Source organism: Janthinobacterium sp. Bl 1, from assembly GCF_058215535.1.
This window is the reverse complement of the sequence record NZ_CM177086.1, coordinates 4,177,849-4,197,710: the sequence shown is the minus strand read 5'-3', so window position 1 is coordinate 4,197,710 and position 19,862 is coordinate 4,177,849. Positions and strand designations below refer to the sequence as shown.

The following is a 19,862-nucleotide window of genomic DNA, read 5'->3' as shown; positions in this document are numbered from 1 at the left end:
CCCTAGTTGTCGATGACAGAGCCTTTTTTTATGCCTGCCGTTTGTCAGTGTTCCCCATTACCGGTAAACCGCCGCACTGCCACTTCCCACTGCTGCATCAGGCTGGCCGCCTGGTCGCGCCCGATGGTGGGCAAAAACGTCCGGTCGGCGCGCCAGTGCGACGCTAGTTCGTCGGTGCCTTGATACAGGCCGATGGCCAGGCCCGCCAGGTAGGCGGCGCCCAATGCCGTCGTTTCGATCACTTGCGGGCGCACGACGGGAATGCCCAGCAAGTCGGCCTGGAATTGCAGCAGCAGATTGTTGGCGCAGGCGCCGCCGTCCACGCGCAGTTCCGTGATCGGTGCTTGCGCGTCGCGCGTCATGGCGCCCAGCAGGGCGGCGCTCTGGAAGGCGATCGCTTCCAATGCCGCGCGGGCGATGTGGCCCACCGTGCTGCCGCGGCTCAGGCCCAGGATGGCGCCTTTCGCCGACGGCACCCAGTACGGCGCACCGAGTCCCGTAAATGACGGTACGAAGACGACGCCGCCCGAATCGGGCACGGAGGCGGCCAGGCCTTCCGCTTCGCCCGCGTGGCCGATGGCACCGAGGCCGTCGCGCAGCCATTGCACCACGGCGCCGCCGATGAAGACGCTGCCTTCGAGCGCATATGCCGGCTGCGCGCCCACCTGGCAGGCGGCCGTGCTGATCAGGCCATGCTGCGATTGCGCGCACTGTTCGCCCGTATTCAGCAACAGAAAGCAGCCCGTGCCATAGGTATTCTTGGCCATGCCCGGCTTGAAGCAGGTCTGGCCGAACAGCGCCGCCTGCTGGTCGCCGGCGATGCCGCCGATGACCACGGGGCTCCCCAGCACCTCGGCATCCGTTTCGCCATATATGTGGCTCGATGGGTGGACGGATGGCAGCAGGCTGGCGGGAATGCCCAGCCAGTCGAGCAGCTGGGCATCCCAGCAGCCTTCATGCAGGTTCCACAGCATGGTGCGCGAAGCATTGCTGACGTCACTCACGTGCAGGCGGCCGCCCGTCATCTTCCACGCCAGCCACGTATCGATGGTGCCGAAGGCCAGTTCGCCGCGCATGGCTCGCGCGCGCGCGCCGGGCACGGCGTCGAGTATCCAGCGCAGCTTGGTACCGGAAAAATACGGGTCGAGCACCAGGCCCGTCTTGGCGTGGATGGCGCCGGCCAGGCCGCGCGCGCGCAAGTCTTCGCACAGCGCTTCCGTGCGGCGGTCTTGCCAGACAATGGCGTTGTAGACGGGTTCGCCCGTGGCGCGGTCCCATACCACCGTCGTTTCGCGCTGGTTGGTGATGCCCAGCGCACCGAGCGCATCGGCCTGCAAGCCTGTCTTGGCCAGCACTTCACGGCAGGTCGCCAACTGGCTATGCCAGATTTCCATCGGGTCGTGTTCGATCCAGCCCGGCTGCGGGAATAACTGGCGAAACTCGCGCTGTGCCACGGCGACGATGGCGCCTGATTCATCGAACACCATGCTGCGCGAGCTGGAAGTGCCCTGGTCGAGGGCCAGCAAATACGTCATGCCGCCACCTCCTGCGCCAGATGCACCGCCAGCCACTGCTGCAGGCGCGCCACGTCGGCGGGCGTGCAGCGCAATCCCAGCTTGCTGCGCCGCCACAGGATGTCGTCGCTGCTCCTGGCCCATTCCACCTCGATCAGATAGCACGCTTCGGCTTCGTACAGGCCGGGCGCCAGCTGCGCGCCCAGATCGGCCATCGAGGCGGCGCCCGTCAGCAGGCGCGTGGCGCGGCTGCCGTAGGCGCGCGCATAGCGGCGCGCCAGCGCGGGCGGCAGCCAGGCGTGGTCGCGCTGGAAGCGGGCGAGAAAAGCGTCGAAATCATGGCTGTCCACCAGCCGGTTCGCCTGCTGCAGGTCGCCGCCGGGCAGGGGCGCCTCGGCCGTCCATGCCGCGGCGGTATTGTCCAGCAGGGGGGCCAGCAAGCCCAATGCTTCCTCGGCCAGCTTGCGGTAGGTGGTGATCTTGCCGCCCCAGATATTGAGCAGCGGCGCACCCGTCGTCGCCTCGCCGCGCGCCACTTCCAGCAGATAGTCGCGCGTGACGGCCGACGCGTTCTGCGCGCTGTCGTCGAGCAGCGGGCGCACGCCGGAATACGTCCACACGACGTCGGCGGGGCGAATCTCGCGCTTGAAATAGCGGTTCGCCGCCTGGCACAGGTAATCGATTTCCATCTGGCTGATTTTGACCTGGCTGACCTCTCCCTTGTATTCCTCATCCGTGGTGCCAATCAGGGTGAAGTCATCCTGGTAGGGAATGGCGAAGATGATGCGCTGGTCCGGGTTCTGGAAGATGTAGGCGTTCGGATGCTCGAACAGACGCGGCACGATGATGTGGCTGCCCTTGATCAGGCGCAGCCCCTGCGTCTTGCCGCCGCCGGCCGCGCCGGCGAATTGCGCCGTCCACGGTCCCGCCGCGTTGACGATGGCGCGTGCGCGCAGCGTCTTGCGCTGGCCATCCTCGGCTTGCAGGGTGGCTTGCCAGGCGCCGCCATCGCGGCGCGCATCCACGCAGGCCGTGCGCGTGAGGATGTGCGCGCCGTGTTCCTGCGCGTCGAGCGCATTGAGCACCACCAGGCGCGCATCGTCGACCCAGCCGTCGGAGTACACGAAGCCCTTGCGGTAGCCGGCCTTCAGCGGCGCGCCTGCTGCATGGCGGTCCAGCGCGATGCCTTGCGAGGCGGGCAAAAAGGCGCGCTTGGCCAGGTGGTCGTACAGGAACAGGCCCGCGCGTATCATCCAGGCGGGGCGCTGGGCGGCGTCGTGCGGCATGACGAAGCGCATCGGCCACATGATGTGGGGCGCGGCGCGCAGCAGCACTTCGCGTTCCTGCAGCGCCTTGCGCACCAGCTTGAATTCATAGTATTCGAGGTAGCGCAGGCCGCCGTGTATCAGCTTGGTGGACGCGGACGAGGTGTGCTGCGCCAGGTCGTGCTGTTCGCACAGCACCACGCGCAAGCCGCGGCCGGCCGCGTCGCGCGCGATGCCGGCGCCGTTGATGCCGCCGCCGACGACCAGCAGGTCGCAGTGGGCGGGCAGGGAGGAAAAGCGGGAAGCGGACATGGAAGGTTCGTCTTGTAAAAGTAAAAGGTAATTAAGTGCCGCCTCAGGCAAGCAGCGACAGCACGGGCGGCAGCACGAGGGCCAGGCCGGCGATCAGCAGCAGCACGAAGACGGCGCGGCGCACGTGTTCGATGGGCAGGCGCGAAGGGTGGCGGCGCGCCAGCCACGTCAGGCCCATCACCAGCGGCAAGGCTTCGAGCGTCAGCCAGAAGGCCGTCATGCTGAACTGGCCATGCGCCAGCACGAGGACCAGGCGCAGCACGGCATTCGCGGCGAACAGCACGATCAGCGAATGGCGGATTATGTCTGCCGGCCATGGCTGGCGGTACAGGTGGTACACCATGGGCGGGCCGGCGCTGGCGAACAGGCCGCCCATCACGCCGGACACGCCGCTGAAGAACAGAAACGCGGACAGGCTTGACTGCCGTGCCCGCGCGCTGGCGCGCAGCACCAGCATGAAGGCGCAGACGACGATGGCGCAGCCGAGCAGGAAGCGCAGCACGCTCACTTGCTGCGCGCTGAACCAGCCCAGCAGGGCCACGCCCGCGCCCACGCCCAGCTGGCTGACGGCCAGCGAGGGGCCGAACACGGGCCAGGCCAGTTGCGGGCGCGTTCGGCCAAACGTGATGGCGGCATTGACCAGCACCAGCACGCTGACCACGTTGGCGACGTCGCCCAGGCTGGCCAGGTGCAGCACGGCCGTCAGGCCCAGCAGGATCAGGCCAAAGGCAAAGCCCGTCAGGTTCTGCGCCACGCTGGCCAGCGCCACGCAAGCCAGGAACAGCAGGTGCGACGCCACGCTCATGCCAGACTCATTTCGCCAGCGACAGGAAGAAGTCTTGCTGCGCGCAACCGCGCCGCACGAAGACGGGCGGCTGGCCCAGCGGCGCGTCGACTTCCACGCGCTGGCCGCCTTCGAACGCGGCGCCGCTCCACAGGTGAATCCAGGCGTCGCCCTGCGGCAGGTAGGCGCTCCAGCGCGCGGCGCCGGCTGCATGCACGGGCGCCACCAGCAGGTCGGGGCCGAACAGGTACTGGTCCTGGATGGCGTAGGTGGCGCGGTCGTGTTCATAGTGCAGGAACAGCGGGCGTTGCAGCGGCAGGCCGCGCGCCACGGCCTCTTCGGCCAGGGCGCGGATGGTCGGCGCCAGCGCCACGTGCAGCCGCGTCATGCGGGCGAAGTGGCGGAACACGTTTTCATCCTGGTAGAACTGGAAGTTTTCGTCGGGACGGTTGCCTTCGTGCGTGCGCATCATCGATGTAAACACGGCCATCTCGGTCCAGCGCTGGAACAGTTCGGCCGTGCGCAGATTGCCGAACAAGCTCGTATAGCCGCCGATATCGCTGTGGTGGTAGGCGTTGCCCAGTAGGCCAGACGACAGGGCGCCGCAGATCACTGTCTGCAAACCGTCATGGCGGCTGAAGTCGACCGACTGGTCGCCCGCCCACAGCAGCGGACAGTGCGCCTGCACGCCCGTGTAGCCGGCGCGCATGAAGAAGGTGGCGTCGCCCGTCTTGCCTGCCCGCTCGATGGCGCGCGCATTGACTTCGGCCCACAGGGTCGGCCACGCGTTGTGCATCAGGCGCGCGTCCGCGTCATTGTGCAGGCGCAGGTCGATCGGCAGGTATTCGCCGAAATCGGCCATCCAGCCGGACAGGCCGAAATCGAGCATTTCCTGACGCAGGATGCGTTCCTCGAACCACAGCGCGGCGGCCGGATTGGTGAAGTCGACGACGCCGCAATCGAATTCGCCGAAGTCGACCAGGTAGGCGCCGCCATCGATGCTTGTTGCCAAAAAGCCCTGTTGCAGCGCTTCCTGATACAGGGTGCCGTCGTTGCACAAATACGGATTGACGTAGCCGAGGAAGCGGATGTCCTGCCTGGCCAGGTCGGCGATCCAGTTCTTCAGGTCAGGGTAGCGCTGCGGTTGCCAGCGCCAGTCCCAGAACAAACGCTTGCCGAACGAGGTCTGGCGCAAACCCACCCAGTCTTCGCACCACAGGGCGCTGACGGGCAAGCCGTGTTCCTGCGCCTGCGCGAGGATGGCGCGCGCGTGTTCCTCGCCGCCTTTCAGGCCCAGCATGGCGCCATTCTGCAGCCATGCTGGCAGCTGTGGCTGGCGGCCGAAGCGCTGTGAGACGACGCCGACCAGATCGGCGAAGGTGTCGGCCAGCATGAATTCCAGGCGCTCTGGCATGGCCCAGAATTGCAATTCGTGGAAATCCGGCTGGCGGAAATCGAAGTCCGCATACGCCGTCGTTTCCGCATGCAGGCAATAACGCTGCGACGAGATGAAGCTCGGTTGCGGATAATTCGTGTGGTAGTAGTCGCCGCCCGACTTGGACGTCACGTCCGCTTGCCACGTCAGATGGGTCGACTTGTCGCGGCCCACGCCCGGCTCCGACGTCCACAGGGGGAAGTGGCGTCCGCGCAGGTCGAAGTACGACATCTGCTCGCCGCAGCCCCACACATGTTCGTCCTGTTCTGCGGGCAGGCGCAGCCACAGCCGGTTCCAGCCCGGCGCCGCGTAGCGCACCACCAGGTGCACGCCATGCGGCTGCGATTGCACGGCCAGCACCAGTTGCGGTGCTTCGCCCGCATGGCGCGCGAAGCTCAGGGTGGTGGCGGCGTCTTCCTGCGTGACGGTCAGCGCACGCAGGGCATTGCGCTCCTCGACGTAATCCTCGATCTCGAAGTTACCACGGTACATTTCCATGCTTTCGCGGCCCTGGCCGACGAACACGCATGGCGCAGCGGCACTGTGGCGCAGCAGCAAGCGGCCGGCGCAGCGCAGGGCGACGCTGTCATTTTCCTGGTGTAGTGTGTACTGCATGACGATCAACTCCTGTGAAAACCGGCCGCCGCATGGCGGGGCATGCGGGCGGGCCGGCGGTGCATCAACAATTAAGTACTAATTAAAAGACGAGGAACATGCCGGCGGTCAGCTCGACGGGGCTGTAGCCGAAGTAGTTATTGTCCCCCCGGAACTGCAATACGCCCAGCTTGGCGTGGCTGTTGTTGGCGATGCGCGTGGCATACGCATAGAACGACAGGGTAGGCTGGAAGTTGTACAGATAGCCCAGCGAGTAGGCCGTCGACTTCGGCTTGCCCACGCCGTCGCCCGTGTTCGCGCCGAACGCGCCCCTGGCGTTGGCGCCGTCGTAGCTGATGTGCGCCAGGCTGCCTTCGATGCGGTGCTTGCCGATGTCGTACGCGCCCGACACGCCGAAGGCGTCGGCCGCATAGCCGCCCGCGTTCGACACGCGGTAGGAGGTGTAGGAACCACCCAAAGTAAAGTCGTTCCACTTGTAGCGCGCGCCGACGATGTCCGTGACCTGGTTGCGCTTGATGAAGTTCGGCGTGCCGGCCGTGCTGATGTCGTTGCTCTGCTGGTAATCCATGTGCGCATAGCCGAGGAACAGATCGCCCTTTTTGTACAGCACATTGGCGGCCCAGCTGCGGCCATCGTTTTCCAGGTCGGTGGCGGAAGACGCCTGCTGGCCGGCCGAATACGATACCTCGGCCGAGATATTGTTCCAGGTGGGGCTGCGGTAGCGCAGCGCATTGCCGTAGAACAGGGCCGTGCCCGAATTGTTGCCGGCCAAACTCATTGTCTTGCTGGCGTTGCCCGTCACGGGGTCTTTCAGGTAGCGGCCAAGGGATTCGGGGCGCGTGAGCGAGAACAGGGCGCTGAAGTCGTTGGCGCCATAGTTGTGCGCCGAGGCCAGGTCAGCGCCCAGCGAGACCCAGAACGGCGCCATGTACATGGTGCCGCCTTCGATCGAGCCCCAGGTGGTCGAGGCAAAGCCGACGGTGGAACCGCGGTTGAACAGCACGGACGAAGTGGTGTTGTTTTGCGTGCCGCCGCCCGCGTTGCCGTTGAACAGGTTCAGACCCGTCTCGACGCCGAAGATGGCCTTGTATTCATCGCTGAAGACCCAGGCGCCCGTGAGGCCCAGGCGGCTGGCCATCTCGCCCTGGTTCAGGCGGTGGTTTGTCAGCTGGCGCCCGCTGGCATCCTTGCCGCGCGAGACCGTGTAGCCGATGTCGCCACGGCCGTACAGCTTCCAGTTGAAGCCGGTGACGGGCTTCACGGATGCCGCCGCTGGCGCTGCTGCCATGGCCGCGGCAGGTGCCGCTGCGGGTGCCGGCTGCGCCGCCTTCGCTTCCATCTGCGCCACCCGGTCCTGCAATTGCGCCAGCATGGCTTTCATGTCGCTCAGTTCATCGGCGCGCGCGTTAGCGCTAACAAATGACGCCGAGAAAAGAGCGCCCGTGATGGCCGCGGCCAATGTGGTCTTGCGTAACGTCGTTTGCATGATCCTGTCTCCTGTGTTTTTATAGGTGTATTGTTGCTGATCCCTGCCTTGCCTACATTAAATAATCAAATCCCTCCCATGCACAAATATTTGATATCGAGGAAGTCGTCCATGCCGTAGTGCGAGCCTTCGCGGCCCATGCCCGAATGCTTGACGCCGCCGAATGGCGCCATTTCATTGGCGATCATGCCCGTGTTGATGCCGACCATGCCCACTTCCAGTTCTTCGGCCACGCGCCAGACCCTGCCCAGGTCGCGGCTGTAGAAATAGCCGGCCAGGCCGAACTGCGTGGCGTTGGCCATGGCGACGACTTCGTCTTCGCTGCCGAAGCGGAACAGCGGTGCCAGCGGGGCGAAGGTTTCCTCGGTGGCCACCAACATGTCGCTGTTCGCTTCCAGCACCACGCTGGGCTCGAAAAAGCTGCCGCCCAGCGCGTGGCGCTTGCCGCCGATGGCCAGCTTGCCGCCCTTGGACAGCGCGTCGGCGATATGCTGCTCGATCTTGCGCACGGCGTTTTCATCGATCAGCGGGCCTTGCGTGACGCCAGCGTCCAGGCCATTGCCCAGTTTCAGCTCGGCCACCTTGGCCACCAGGCGGGCGGCGAAGTCGTCGTAGATGCTGTCCTGTACGTAGATGCGGTTGGCGCACACGCAGGTCTGGCCGCTGTTGCGGTATTTCGACATCAGCACGCCTTCGACGGCCGCGTCGATGTCGGCATCGTCGAAGACGATGAAGGGCGCGTTGCCGCCCAGTTCCAGCGACAGTTTCTTGATCGTGCCGGCCGCTTCGCGCGACAGCCAGGCGCCCACTTCCGTCGATCCTGTAAACGTGATCTTGCGTACCAGGTCGTTGTGGCACAGTTCCGTGCCGATCGCTTGCGCCGCGCCCGTCACCACATTGAAGACGCCGGGCGGCACGCCGGCGCGCAGCGCCAGTTCGCCCAGGGCCAGAGCCGACAGCGGCGTTTGCGACGCCGGTTTCAAGACCATGGCGCAGCCGGCCGCCAGGGCGGGGCCGGCCTTGCGCGTGATCATGCCGTTCGGGAAATTCCACGGCGTGATGGCAGCGCACACGCCGATCGGCTGCTTGATGACGACGATGCGCTTGTCGTTCGACGGCGGGGCGATCACGTCGCCATACGCGCGCTTGCCTTCCTCGGCAAACCATTCCAGGTAGGCCGCGTTCGAGACGATCTCGCCCTTCGCTTCGGCCAGCGACTTGCCTTGCTCGCTGGTGAGTATCAGCGCCAGGTCGTCCGCATGCTGCAAAATCAAGGCATGCCAGGCGCGCAGCACCGTGGCGCGCGCCTTCACCGTCTGCTTGCGCCACAGCCGGAAGGCCGCGTGGGAGGCGGCGATGGCGCGCCGCGTCTCGGCCGCACCCATGCGCGGCACGGTGGCGATCACTGCGCCCGTGGCCGGGTTGGTGACATCGATGGTGGCGCCATCATCGGCGTCGCACCAGACGCCGTCGATCAGGCATTGCTGTTTCAACAGGCTTGCGTCTTGCAGGTTCAACATGGGGTTCTCCTTGAATGGGGGATGCTGCTTATCCGGCGACCGAGACTTGGGCCAGCCCCGCGTCGACGATGATGTTCTGGCCTGTGATGCCGTCCGAATCGTCGGCCGCGAGAAACAGGGCCGTGCGCGCCACGTGGCCTGCATCGAGCCGGTATTTCAGGCATTGCAGTTCGATGAAACGCCGGTCTTCTTCCGGATCGCGCCACAGGGCGGCCTGGCGATCCGTGGCGATGGCGCCCGGGGCGATGGCGTTGACGCGGATATTCTGTTCGCCCAGTTCGCGCGCCAGGGTGCGCGACAGGCCCGCGATGCCGGCCTTGGACGTGGTGTAGCCGACCAGGTTGGGGCGCCCGCGCATCCATGAAATGGAGCCGAGGTTGATGATGGAGCCGCCGCCGGCGGCCGCCATGCCGGGCGCCACCTGCTGGATGGCGAACACATGGTGCTTGAGGTTCAGGGCCAGGCAGTTGTCCCAGTACTCGGGCGTCAGTTCGGCCAGGCTGTGGCGGTCGTCGCGGCCCGCGTTATTGAGCAGCACGCGGATGGCGCCGAAGCGCGCCTCGACGTCGGCCAGGCTGGCCTGGTAGGCGGCGATGTCGCGGATGTCGCTGTACACAAAATAGGGCGCATGGCGGCACAGGGGCGCCAGGCGCGTGGCCAGGGCGGCGCTGGCGTCGCGGTCGATGTCGCAAAAAGCCACTTGCGCACCTTGCAGGGCGAAGTGTTCGACGAGCGCAGCGCCGATGCCGGAGCCGCCGCCGGAGACGAAGACCACGCGGTCCTGCAGGCTGGGGTAGAGAGTGATGTTGGCGTTCATGCTGTCCTCGGGGGCAAATTGTGGGGATCAATCCCGGTAAAGGGGTTCGGGGCGGCCGGCCACGTCCAGGCGCACGGCAAAGAGGCCGCCGGCCTGCGGCTGGTGCGCCAGTTCGTCGTCGCCTGCGCCTTCGCGCGCGCTGGTGATGTACAGGGTGCGCAGGTCGGCGCCGCCAAAGGCGATCATGGTGGGGCGCGTGACGGGCACGTGCACGACGCCGATGATTTCGCCCTGCGGCGAAAAGCGCAGCACCCGGCCGCCTTCGTATTGCGCGCTCCAGTAGCAGCCTTCGGCGTCCAATGCCGCGCCATCGGGACGGCCGCCATACACGGCCTCTTCGCCCTTGACGGGAAGGCGGGCAAACACCTGGCGCTCGCCGACCTGGCCGCTGGCCGCATCGAATTCAAAACGGTAGATCACGTGATTCGGCGTGTCGGACTGGAACATGAATTTTCCGTCGGCCGCGAAGGCCAGGCCGTTGCTCACTTTGACGCCGAAGTCCTGCTGCGGCCCCCAGGCCAGCCGCGTGGCGCCCCGTTCCAGGCAAAACATGGAGGCCAGTTCCGCCGTGCGCGGCTCGTACATGGCGCCGGCCCAGAAACGCCCGGCGCTGTCGCAGCGGCCATCGTTGAAACGCATGTCGCGGCTGTCGTACGGTGCATCGGCCAGCTTGTCGAGCAAGCCTTCCTGCGGATAAAAACGGTAGAAACCGTCGCGCAGGGCCACCACCAGGCCGCCCTTTTCAGCCAGGGCGATGCAACCCGGCTCGCACGGTACCCACCAGACGCGGTCGAGGTTTGTCGCCGGATCGTAGCGGTGCAAACGGCGTCCGGCGATGTCGATCCAATATAAACACTGCTCGGCCACGCTCCACAGCGGGCATTCGCCCAGCTGGGCGCGCGCATCGAGCACGAGTTCGGCTTGCCATTCACGCATGCTGTTTCTCCTCGATTGCCAGGCGCATGGCGATGTGCAGGCTCTCGCCGGGCGCCAGCAAGCGCATGCCCGTGCCTTGCGCGCCGCGCGCGGCCAGCGCAAACGCGTTATTCGCGTGCGTGACGGGTTCGATGGCGATGAAGCTGCGCTCATCGTTGGGCGCGAAGCAGACGAGGTGGCCGCAATTGTCGCTGGCCGACAGGTGCACGGCATAGTCTCCGTAATCGAGGCTGGCGCGGCCCGTCCAGCCGCTGTAGCAATTGTCCGCCTGCCAGCCGGCCACCGGCTGCGGCGTGGCGAATGGCGATGCCTGCGCCACGGGCGCCAGGCCGGCCGGCAAGCGGTCGTCGCCCATGCTCCACACGCCATTCCACTGCGTCTGCAGGCGCAGGCCAGGGGCCAGCGGGAAGTAGGGGTGAAAACCCAGGCCGGCGGGCATGGTGCGCGCGTCGTCATTGCGCATCGATAAAGTCAGGCGCAGGCCGGCTTCGTCGAGCAGCACGGTTTGCTGCACCGTGCAGGCGAACGGCCAGTCCGCGTCGCCGCCATGCACGAGCAGCAGTTCGGCGCTGTCGCTTGTTCGCGCCGCCACGTGCCAGGCGCGCTGCCAGCCGAAGCCGTGGATGCTGTGCGGCTCGGGCGCGAAGTTGGCGCGCAGCGCATGCGTCTGTTCCGGCGCCTGCAGCACGGCGTTGCCGATGCGGTTCGAATACGGCGCCAGCGGATAGCACGCCATCTGCCGCACACCGGCGCTGGCCGGCGCGGCGCGCAGGATGTCGCGCCCGCGCCAGCGGAGCGCCGCCAGCGCGCCACCCGTGGCCGGGTGGACGTCGGCGCGGCAGTCGCCATGCGCGAGGGTGAAGGGAGGCTGGTGGTTCATTTTCAGCCTCAGCCCTTCAAGCCGCCCGAGGTCAGGCCGCTGACGACCTTTTCCTGGAAGATCACGATCAGCACGACGATGGGCACGATGGCCACCACCAGCGCCGCCGAAATGATCGGCCACGGGAAGGCGAACTCGCCCTGGTACAGCTGGATGCCGACGGGCAGGGTGCGGTAAGCCACGGCCGAATTCATCGACAGCGCCAGCAGGAACTCATCCCAGGAATTGACGAACGCGAGGATGGCTGCCGTCGCCACACCAGGCGCGGCCAGCGGCAGCACGATGCGCCACAGGGCGCTCAGGCGGGTGCAGCCGTCAAGCATGGCCGCGTTCTCGATGTCGCGCGGGATATCCTGGAAAAAGCTCACCATCATCAGCGTGCAAATCGGCAGGTTCAGCACCGTGTACGGCAGCACGAGCGCCCAGTAGGAGTTCAGCAAGCCCAGGCTGCGCATGATCTCGAACAGCGGCACCATCAGGGTCACCAGCGGGAACATCGACACGCCGATGATGGCCGTGAGGATCAACCCGCGGAAGCGCAGGCGCAGTCGGGCGATTGCATACGCGGCCAGCGCGCTGATGAACAGGCTGAGCAGGGTCGACAGGCCGGCCACGATCAGGCTGTTGGTCAGGAACGTCAGCAGCGGCTGGTCCTGGAAGGCCGAGATGAAATTGCCGATGGTCGGTTCGTGCGGCCAGTAGGTGATCGGCTTTTGCGTCAGTTCGCTCTCGGTTTTCAGTGAGGTGAACAAAATCCACAGGGCGGGGAAGACGCCGTTGAGGATGACGATCGCGGCGGCGAACCAGCGCAGGCGCTTCGATGAAAACAGGCCGCTCATTCTTTGTCTCCTCTTACATATTTCAGATATACAAACGTGGTGGCCATCGACAGCAGGAACATGAAGACCGCCAGGGTCGAGCCGTAGCCCACGTCAAGGTAGTCCACCGTATTGGACTGGATGTACATGGCCAGGGTCTTGGTCTCGTCGCCAGGGCCGGGCATGTTGTACGGAATATCGAAGGACTGGATGGCCGTCAGGGTGCGGAAGATCAGCGCCACCAGCATCGATGGCACCAAGAGCGGCAGGGTCACTTCCGTAAATTGCTTCCACTTGCTGGCGCCGTCCACTTCGGCCGCTTCATACAGCGAGGCGGGAATGGTTTGCAGGCCGGCCAGCAAAATCAGGGCCATGAACGACGAGGTTTTCCAGATGGTCGTGATGCAGATGGCGGCCATGGTCAGCGCGGGCGAGTTGAACCAGATTTGCGGTTCCCAGCCCAGGCCGGGGATCAGCAGGTCGATGCGGCGGATGATGTCGTTCACCAGACCGTATTCGCTGTGGAAGAACCAGGCGAAGATCAAGCCGACGAAGGCCAGCGGCAGCGCCCACGGCAGCAGCAGCGCCAGGCGCACGGGCCAGCGGTATTTGAACGGCATGTTGGCCAGCATGGCCAGGCCAAGGCCCGCCACCAGCGCGCCCGGCACGGTGACGACGGTGATGATGATGGTGTTTTTCAGCGACTTCCAGAACAGGCTGTCTTCCAGCGCCATCTTGTAGTTGTCCAGGCCCACGAAACTGGGCAGGCTGCCGCCGGACAGGCGGATGTCGAAAAAGCTGTTGTAGATCAGTTTGCTGACCGGGTAGGCCACGATCAGCAGTAAGAACAGAATCGCCGGCGTCAGCAGGACCCAGGCCAGCGTCGTTTCGCTGGGGTCCGTGATGCGGCTTTTCAGGGTGCGTTGCCTCATGATTTCCTCGTCTGTTGCGGTGTGCGTATGCGTGTGCCGCCCGGGCCGCCGTCGTGGCGGCACGGGCGCATGCGCGGTTAGCGCAGGATGCGCTTGACCCGGTTTTCGATCTCGGCCACGCCGGCCGCCGGCGTCTTCACGCCCGCCATCACGGCATTCGTGTTGACGCGCACGGCTTCGGACACTTCGCTGTAGCGCGGCGTGACGGGGCGCGAACGGGCGCTTTGCACGACCGGCAGGGCGTCGGCGAACCAGCCATTGGCGGCCAGCACTTCCTTGTCCTGGTAGACGGACGGGTAGACGGGCAGGTTCGAGGCCTTGATGGCCAGCTGCTTCGACACTTCCGGGCTCGACAGCCAGCGCACCAGCTTGGCCGACGCTTCCTTGTTCTTCGAGAACGAGGACACGGCCCACTGCCAGCCGCCGATGCACGACGCAGGTTTGCCACCCGCCATGGCCGGCAGGCTGACAACGCCGACTTTATCCTTCACGCTGCTGTCGGCGCCATCCTGGAAGTGATTCCAGGCATAACCCCAGTTGACGGCGAACAAGACGTTACCGGCCTGGAATTCCTTGCGCGTATCGTCAGTGGCCACTTCGGCGATGTTCTTTTTCGCCACACCCTGGTCGACCAGCTTGCGCCACATGGCCAGGCCCGCTTCAGCCTTGGGCTTGTCCAGGCTCAGCTTGCCGTTGGTGATCAGCTCGCCGCCCTGGCTCCAGTACGGCAGTAAAAAGGTGCAGACGGCGCCTTCGATGGCCTTGCCCTGGAAGCTGATGCCTTGCAATTCCGGATTCTTTTCGCCAGCCTGGATGGTGCGCGCCACGGTGGCCAGCTCATCCCAGGTTTTCGGCGCCGCCAGCTTGTACTTGGCCAGCAAGTCCTTGCGGTAGTAGAGGAACATGGCGTCGGCAAAGGCGGGCAGGGCCACGACCTTGTTGTCGACCATATTCGCTTGCTTGTAGGCCGGCAGGTACTGGCCCATGATCTTGTCGCGGTCGGCGCCCAGGTATTTGTCCAGGCTTTCGATCCAGCCAGCCGACGCGTACTGGGCCGGGCGGATGATGTCGATCAGGAACACGTCCAGGGTGGTGTCGCCGGCCGACAGCACGGTGTTCAGGTATTTCTGCTGCAATTCGGACGTGGCGCCGCCCGTTTCCAGGTCGATCTTGACGCCGGGATTGGCGGCCATGAACTTGGCGAACAGTTCACGCATGACTTCGGGGCGCTCCTGGCCGCCGACAAAGACCTTGACCGTCTGCGCGTGCGCACCGGTGGCCAGGACGAAGGTGGCGCCGAGCGCCAGGACGAGGGATTTGATACGCATGATGCTTGTCTCCTGTTTTTTGGTATGGGTATGCCGCTTGTGCGCGGCTTATCGGGATGGCAGAACCGCGCCGCCCTGCGGATCGAACAGATGGAATTTCTCCATGTCCAGCTGTACCGTGACTTGCTGCCCTGGCGCCAGGGCGAACGTGGGCGGCAGGCGCGCCGTCAATTCGCCGCCTTCGCACTGGAAGATGACGAGCGTTTCCGCGCCCAGCGGCTCGACCACCACCACGGTGGCGGCCAGGGCGGCGCTGGCGCTGCCGGCCGCTTCCAGGGTGATGTCTTCCGGGCGGATGCCGAATTCCACGGCGCGGCCATCGAGCTTGCCGCAGGCGGCTTGGCGCTCGAGCGGCAGGGCCAGGCGGGCTGAGCCCAGCACGATCTCGGCCTGGCCGGTGCCATTGCGCGCCACCTTGGCGCCGAGAAAGTTCATCGGTGGCGAGCCCGTGAATCCCGCGACGAATTTCGACACGGGTTCGTTGTAGATCTGGTCCGGCGTGCCGACCTGCATGATGTTGCCGCCGGACAGTACGACGATGCGTTCGGCCAGGGTCATCGCTTCGACCTGGTCATGCGTGACGTAAATGGTGGTGGCGCCGATGCGCTGGTGCAGCTTCTTGATTTCCGTGCGCATTTCCGAGCGCAGCAGGGCGTCCAGGTTCGACAGCGGTTCATCGAACAGGAACAGCTTGGCCTGGCGCACGATGGCGCGGCCCATGGCCACGCGCTGGCGCTGGCCGCCGGACAGGGCACGCGGCTTGCGGTCGAGCAAGTGGTCGATTTTCAGGATGGTGGCGGCGGCGCGCACGCGCTGTTCGATTTCCGCCTTCGGAAACTTGCGCAGCTTCAAGCCAAAGCCCAGGTTGTCGAACACGGACTTGTGCGGATACAGCGCATAGTCCTGGAAGACCATGGCGATGTCGCGCTCGCGCGGCGGCAAGTCGTTGACGACCTGTCCCTCGATGGAGATGGTGCCGCCCGTGATGGACTCGAGCCCCGCGACCATGCGCATCAGTGTGGATTTTCCACAACCCGAAGGTCCCACGAAGACGACGAATTCGCCTTGCTTGATTTCCAGGTCGATGCCATGAATGACTTCGACGCCGTTGTCGTACTTCTTGACGACCTTTTCCAGTTTTACACCTGACATGCTTGTCTCCAAAAGATGCGAATGACGCGTCTGAGCGCGCTACGTGCGTTGCAACAGAAATAGATTAGTAGGCGCCCGTGTCGAGGGCTTTCGCCAGCGACGGTTTCAGGGCCGTGATAAAGGCATTGGCCTGGCGCATCATCATGCCCATGTCCGAGGCGATGGCCACGTAGTCATAGCCGTAATGGATGAAAGTGTGCACCATTTCGGGGGAAGGGCCGACAATGCCGATGGGTTTGCCGATGGCGCGGGCGCGGCGGGCCGCGTCGGCGATCGCCGCCTGCACTTCGGGGTGGCCGATATTGCCGATGTGGCCCATCGCTGCCGACAGGTCGCCGGGACCCACGAACAGGGCGTCGACGCCATCGACGGCGGCGATTTCTTCCAGCTGCGCCAGGGCGGCCGGCGTTTCCAGCTGGATAATCGAGAAGACGGCGCCATTGGCGCGGGTGGCGTAGTCGGGCACGGTGCCATAGCGGCTGGCGCGGTGCATGGCGGCAAAGCCGCGCGTGCCGGGAATAGCCTGGCCCGGCTGCGGATAGCGGGTGGCGGCCACGGCGCTGCGCGCTTCAGCGGCGTTTTCCACGAACGGGAACATCAGGGTCTGCGCGCCGATGTCGAGCGCGCGCTTGATCTGCACGAGGTCGTTCCAGGCCAGGCGCACGACGGGGCAGGCCGGCGTGCCGCCCACGGCCTGCAGGATCTGGTAGGCGTCCTGGTAGTCGATGGGCACGTGTTCCATGTCCAGCACCAGCCAGTCGAAGCCGGCGCAGCCCATGGCTTCGGCCGTCACGGGCGTGCCGGCCATCAGCCAGCTGCCCAGTGGTACTGCTTTGTCCGCCAGCAGGGCGCGGAACGGGTTGTCCAGGATATCCATATTTACTTTGTGCTCTCTCTATATATGTAGGGAAGACGGCGGCGTCAGAAGATTGGCGGCTCGGGCGTGGCGGCGTTACCCAGCAAAAAGTCGAGGTCGCAGCCCTGGTCGGCCTGCGTCACATGCTCCATGTACAGCTTGGTGTAGCCGCGCGCATATTTTTGCGCCGGCGCCTGCCACTCGGCGCGGCGGCGCGCCAGTTCCTCGTCCGTCACGTCCATGTTCAGGGTGCGCGCGGCGATGTCGAGTTCGATCATGTCGCCGTTGCGCACCAGGGCCAGCGGACCGCCGACGGCCGCTTCCGGCGTCACGTGCAGCACGCAAGTGCCGTAGTGGGTGCCGCTCATGCGCGCGTCGGAGATGCGCACCATGTCGCGGATGCCCTGTTGCAGCAGCTTTTTCGGCACAGGCAGATTGCCCCATTCCGGCATGCCGGGCGCGCCGATGGGGCCGCCGTTGCGCAGGATCAGCACCGTGTTTTCATCGATGTCGAGGTCCGGCGCATGGATGTGCGCCAGCATCTCCGCGTTCGAGTCGAACACGAGGGCGCGTCCCCGGTGTTTGGCGAACTTCGGATTGGCGGCCGACGGCTTGATGACGGCGCCGCCAGGACACAGGTTGCCGCGCAGCACGGCCAGCGCCGCGCCGTCGGCCACCGGCTGCGACACCTTGCGGATGACGCTATCGTCGAGACACACGGCGTCGGCGATGTTTTCGCCCAGGCTGCGGCCCGTGACCGTCAAGGCCGTCAAGTCCAGCTGCGGCGCGATTTCCTTGAGCAGGGCCGGCATGCCGCCCGCATAGAAGAAATCTTCCATCAGCTTGTCGCCGGACGGGAAGAGGTTGGCGATGACCGGTACTTTTTGCGCCATCGCATCCATTTCATCGAGCGACAGGGCCAGGCCGGCGCGCCCGGCGATGGCGACCAGGTGAATGGCCGCATTGGTCGAGCCGCCGAGCGCCATGTAGGCGGCCACGCCATTCGACAGCGCGGCGCGGGTGAAGAAGCGCGACGGCTTCAAGTCTTCCCACACCATGCCGACGATGCGCTCGCCGCATTGCGAGGCCATGCGTACGTGGTTGGCATCCATGGCGGGAATGCTGGTGGCGCCGGGCAAGGTAAAGCCCATCGCTTCGACGATGGACGTCATGGTGGAAGCCGTGCCCATGGTGTTGCAGGTGCCGGGCGAGCGCGTCATCTTCGCTTCGAGCTTGATCCATTCGGGCTTGGCGATGTCGCCGGCCACGTAATCGTCCCAGAATTTCTTGGTGTGCGTGCCCGCGCCCACGCTCTGGCCGCGGTAGCGGTCGTTGAGCATGGGGCCGGCAGGGCAGAAGATGGCGGGGATATCCATGCTGATGGCGCCCATCAGCATGCCGGGCGTCGTCTTGTCGCAGCCGCCCAGCAGCACGGCGCCGTCGATCGGCAGCGAGCGCAGCAGTTCTTCCGTTTCCATGGCGAGGAAGTTGCGGTAGATCATGGTCGTGGGCTTGACCATCACTTCGCCCAAGGACAGGGCCGGCAGTTCGACGGGGAAGCCGCCGGCCAGCAGGATGCCGCGCTTGACGGCCTCGGCCCGTTCGCGCAAGTGCGAGTGGCACGGCGACAGGTCGCTCCAGGTATTGATGATGGCGATGACGGGGCGGTCGAGGAATTCCTCGCGGCGCAAGCCCATCTGCTGCAGGCGTTGGCGGTGGGCGAACGAGCGCATGTCGTCTGGGGCCAGCCAGCGCTGGCTGCGCAGGGATTCCAGCGTGCGGCGGGAGGTAGCGGAGCTCAATGTGTGTCCTTTTTGGTTGCCTGGCCCGCTGCGTATGGCGTTCCAGTGCTGCTGTCTCGGGTCTTGCTTGCTGTCTTTGTTAGCGCTAACATTGCAAGTACAGCGAAATATAATTTGAATCGCACGGGGCTGTCAACAGATTTAATGCAGGGTGCAGGCGCAAAGCCCTTACACTATCGGCATGATTTCATTGACGCCAATTTCCAGGGTGGAATTTCTGCGGCCCAACCGAAGAGCCGTGGCGCAGCGGCGTTACGCCGGCATCCCCGTGCGGCCGGCCATGGCATGATGCGTGGTGATTACCGATTTTTGAGAAGGCAGTACCCATGAACGACCCAGTACGCAAGCGGCGCGGCCTCGGCCGCAGCACCGTGTTCGATGTGGCCAAATTGGCACAGACCTCGGCCATTTCCGTGTCGCGCTATTTCAAGGAGCCGGACCGCGTGTCGCAGGAAACGCGCGACCGTATCAAGCGCGCCATCGACCAGCTCGGCTACATCCGCAACGAGGCGGCCGGCGGCCTGGCTTCGACCCAGGGCCGCATCGTGGGCGCCATCGTGCCCAGCGTGTCGAACTCCATCTTTGCGGAAACCATCCAGGGCTTGTCGACCACCTTGTCGCAGCACAATTACCAGTTGCTGCTGGCCACCCACGATTACTCGATCGAGACGGAAGAGAAGGTGGTGCGCGCCTTTCTCGGCTGGTCGCCGCGCGCGCTCGTGCTGACGGGCGCCGATCACAGCGCCGCCACGGAAACCTTGCTGGCGGGCTTGCAGATTCCCGTCATCGAAACGTGGGATATCCGCCCCGAGCGGCCGTATCCGCAGATCGGTTTTTCGCATATCGCCACGGGGCGTGACATGACCTTGTATTTGCACGGGCAAGGCTACCGGCGCATCGTCTACGTCGACAGCGGCATCGGCAGCGATTTCCGCGCGCGCAAGCGAGCCCAGGGGTATGAGGAAACCATGCGGCAGCTGGGCTTGCGTGCGGAAATCGTGCAAGCGTCGGTGACGGCGCCGCTCGATGCGGGCGGGCAAGTGTTCAGCGAGCAAATGGCGCGCGCCGAGCGGCCCGACGCCCTGTTTTTTGCCAACGACAACATGGCTGCCGGCGCCATCTATGAAGCGGCGCGCCTCGGCATCCGCATTCCCGAGCAATGCGCGGTGGCGGGTTTCGGCGACTTCCCGTTCTCGGAAAAACTCATGCCGGCGCTGACGACGATACGCGTGCCCCGCTATGACATCGGCCGCCTGGCCGCGCAAGCCATCCTGCAGCGCCTGGGCGAATTGGACGAGGGCGCCGCGCCACCGCCCTTGGCGCCGCTGCCTTACGAGCTGATCGCGCGGGCCAGCGCTTGAGATACCGTGCTTGCCGCAGATATTGATGAATCGTATTTCTATCATCACA

16 protein-coding genes are annotated in these 19,862 nt (G+C 65.3%); 1 reads left to right on the top strand and 15 read right to left on the bottom strand.

Going from position 1 to position 19,862, the window contains the following annotated elements; translation table 11 throughout:
- Window positions 1-44: 44 nt before the first annotated feature.
- The 15 genes from glpK to araD form a co-directional block, all read right to left on the bottom strand.
- Window positions 45-1,535 (bottom strand): glycerol kinase GlpK, encoded by a 1,491-nt coding sequence (glpK, locus tag AC4BCN_RS18865; protein ID WP_490491492.1) that lies wholly within the window; start codon window positions 1,533-1,535, stop codon window positions 45-47.
- Window positions 1,532-3,091, bottom strand: a complete 1,560-nt coding sequence (gene glpD, locus AC4BCN_RS18860; RefSeq protein ID WP_490491491.1) for a glycerol-3-phosphate dehydrogenase — start codon at window positions 3,089-3,091, stop codon at window positions 1,532-1,534. The genes glpK and glpD overlap by 4 nt, the downstream gene beginning before the upstream one ends.
- A gap of 43 nt (window positions 3,092-3,134) precedes the next feature.
- Window positions 3,135-3,896 carry a TSUP family transporter gene (locus AC4BCN_RS18855; RefSeq protein ID WP_490491490.1) on the bottom strand — a complete coding sequence of 254 codons (762 nt, stop codon included), beginning with the start codon at window positions 3,894-3,896 and terminating at the stop codon, window positions 3,135-3,137.
- Between the two features lie 7 nt (window positions 3,897-3,903).
- A complete protein-coding gene (locus AC4BCN_RS18850; RefSeq protein ID WP_490491489.1) occupies window positions 3,904-5,925 on the bottom strand; it encodes an alpha-glucosidase in 2,022 nt (673 codons plus the stop codon).
- Window positions 5,926-6,007: 82 nt separating this feature from the next.
- Complete coding sequence (locus tag AC4BCN_RS18845) at window positions 6,008-7,411, bottom strand: porin (RefSeq protein ID WP_490491488.1); 1,404 nt, start codon at window positions 7,409-7,411, stop codon at window positions 6,008-6,010.
- Between the two features lie 65 nt (window positions 7,412-7,476).
- Window positions 7,477-8,931, bottom strand: coding sequence for an NAD-dependent succinate-semialdehyde dehydrogenase (locus AC4BCN_RS18840; protein WP_092709685.1), 1,455 nt, complete (start codon window positions 8,929-8,931; stop codon window positions 7,477-7,479).
- 28 nt (window positions 8,932-8,959) lie between these two features.
- Window positions 8,960-9,748 carry an SDR family NAD(P)-dependent oxidoreductase gene (locus AC4BCN_RS18835; RefSeq protein ID WP_058049982.1) on the bottom strand — a complete coding sequence of 263 codons (789 nt, stop codon included), beginning with the start codon at window positions 9,746-9,748 and terminating at the stop codon, window positions 8,960-8,962.
- 27 nt (window positions 9,749-9,775) lie between these two features.
- Window positions 9,776-10,684 carry an SMP-30/gluconolactonase/LRE family protein gene (locus AC4BCN_RS18830; RefSeq protein ID WP_490491487.1) on the bottom strand — a complete coding sequence of 303 codons (909 nt, stop codon included), beginning with the start codon at window positions 10,682-10,684 and terminating at the stop codon, window positions 9,776-9,778.
- Window positions 10,677-11,564 (bottom strand): aldose 1-epimerase, encoded by an 888-nt coding sequence (locus tag AC4BCN_RS18825; RefSeq protein ID WP_490491486.1) that lies wholly within the window; start codon window positions 11,562-11,564, stop codon window positions 10,677-10,679. The genes AC4BCN_RS18830 and AC4BCN_RS18825 overlap by 8 nt, the downstream gene beginning before the upstream one ends.
- A gap of 8 nt (window positions 11,565-11,572) precedes the next feature.
- Window positions 11,573-12,403, bottom strand: coding sequence for a carbohydrate ABC transporter permease (locus tag AC4BCN_RS18820; protein ID WP_034755232.1), 831 nt, complete (start codon window positions 12,401-12,403; stop codon window positions 11,573-11,575).
- Complete coding sequence (locus AC4BCN_RS18815; RefSeq protein WP_139089627.1) at window positions 12,400-13,314, bottom strand: carbohydrate ABC transporter permease; 915 nt, start codon at window positions 13,312-13,314, stop codon at window positions 12,400-12,402. The genes AC4BCN_RS18820 and AC4BCN_RS18815 overlap by 4 nt, the downstream gene beginning before the upstream one ends.
- A 77-nt stretch (window positions 13,315-13,391) precedes the next feature.
- Window positions 13,392-14,642 (bottom strand): ABC transporter substrate-binding protein, encoded by a 1,251-nt coding sequence (locus tag AC4BCN_RS18810; RefSeq protein WP_490491485.1) that lies wholly within the window; start codon window positions 14,640-14,642, stop codon window positions 13,392-13,394.
- A gap of 48 nt (window positions 14,643-14,690) precedes the next feature.
- Complete coding sequence (locus AC4BCN_RS18805; protein ID WP_490491484.1) at window positions 14,691-15,794, bottom strand: ABC transporter ATP-binding protein; 1,104 nt, start codon at window positions 15,792-15,794, stop codon at window positions 14,691-14,693.
- 64 nt (window positions 15,795-15,858) lie between these two features.
- Entirely contained in the window at window positions 15,859-16,671 is an 813-nt protein-coding gene (locus tag AC4BCN_RS18800; protein ID WP_490491483.1) for an HpcH/HpaI aldolase family protein, read from the bottom strand.
- Window positions 16,672-16,715: 44 nt separating this feature from the next.
- A complete protein-coding gene (araD, locus tag AC4BCN_RS18795) occupies window positions 16,716-18,383 on the bottom strand; it encodes an L-arabinonate dehydratase (RefSeq protein WP_411268310.1) in 1,668 nt (555 codons plus the stop codon).
- Window positions 18,384-18,778: 395 nt separating this feature from the next.
- Between araD and AC4BCN_RS18790 the strand changes: the two genes are divergently transcribed.
- Entirely contained in the window at window positions 18,779-19,813 is a 1,035-nt protein-coding gene (locus tag AC4BCN_RS18790) for a LacI family DNA-binding transcriptional regulator (RefSeq protein ID WP_139089623.1), read from the top strand.
- Window positions 19,814-19,862: the final 49 nt, after the last annotated feature.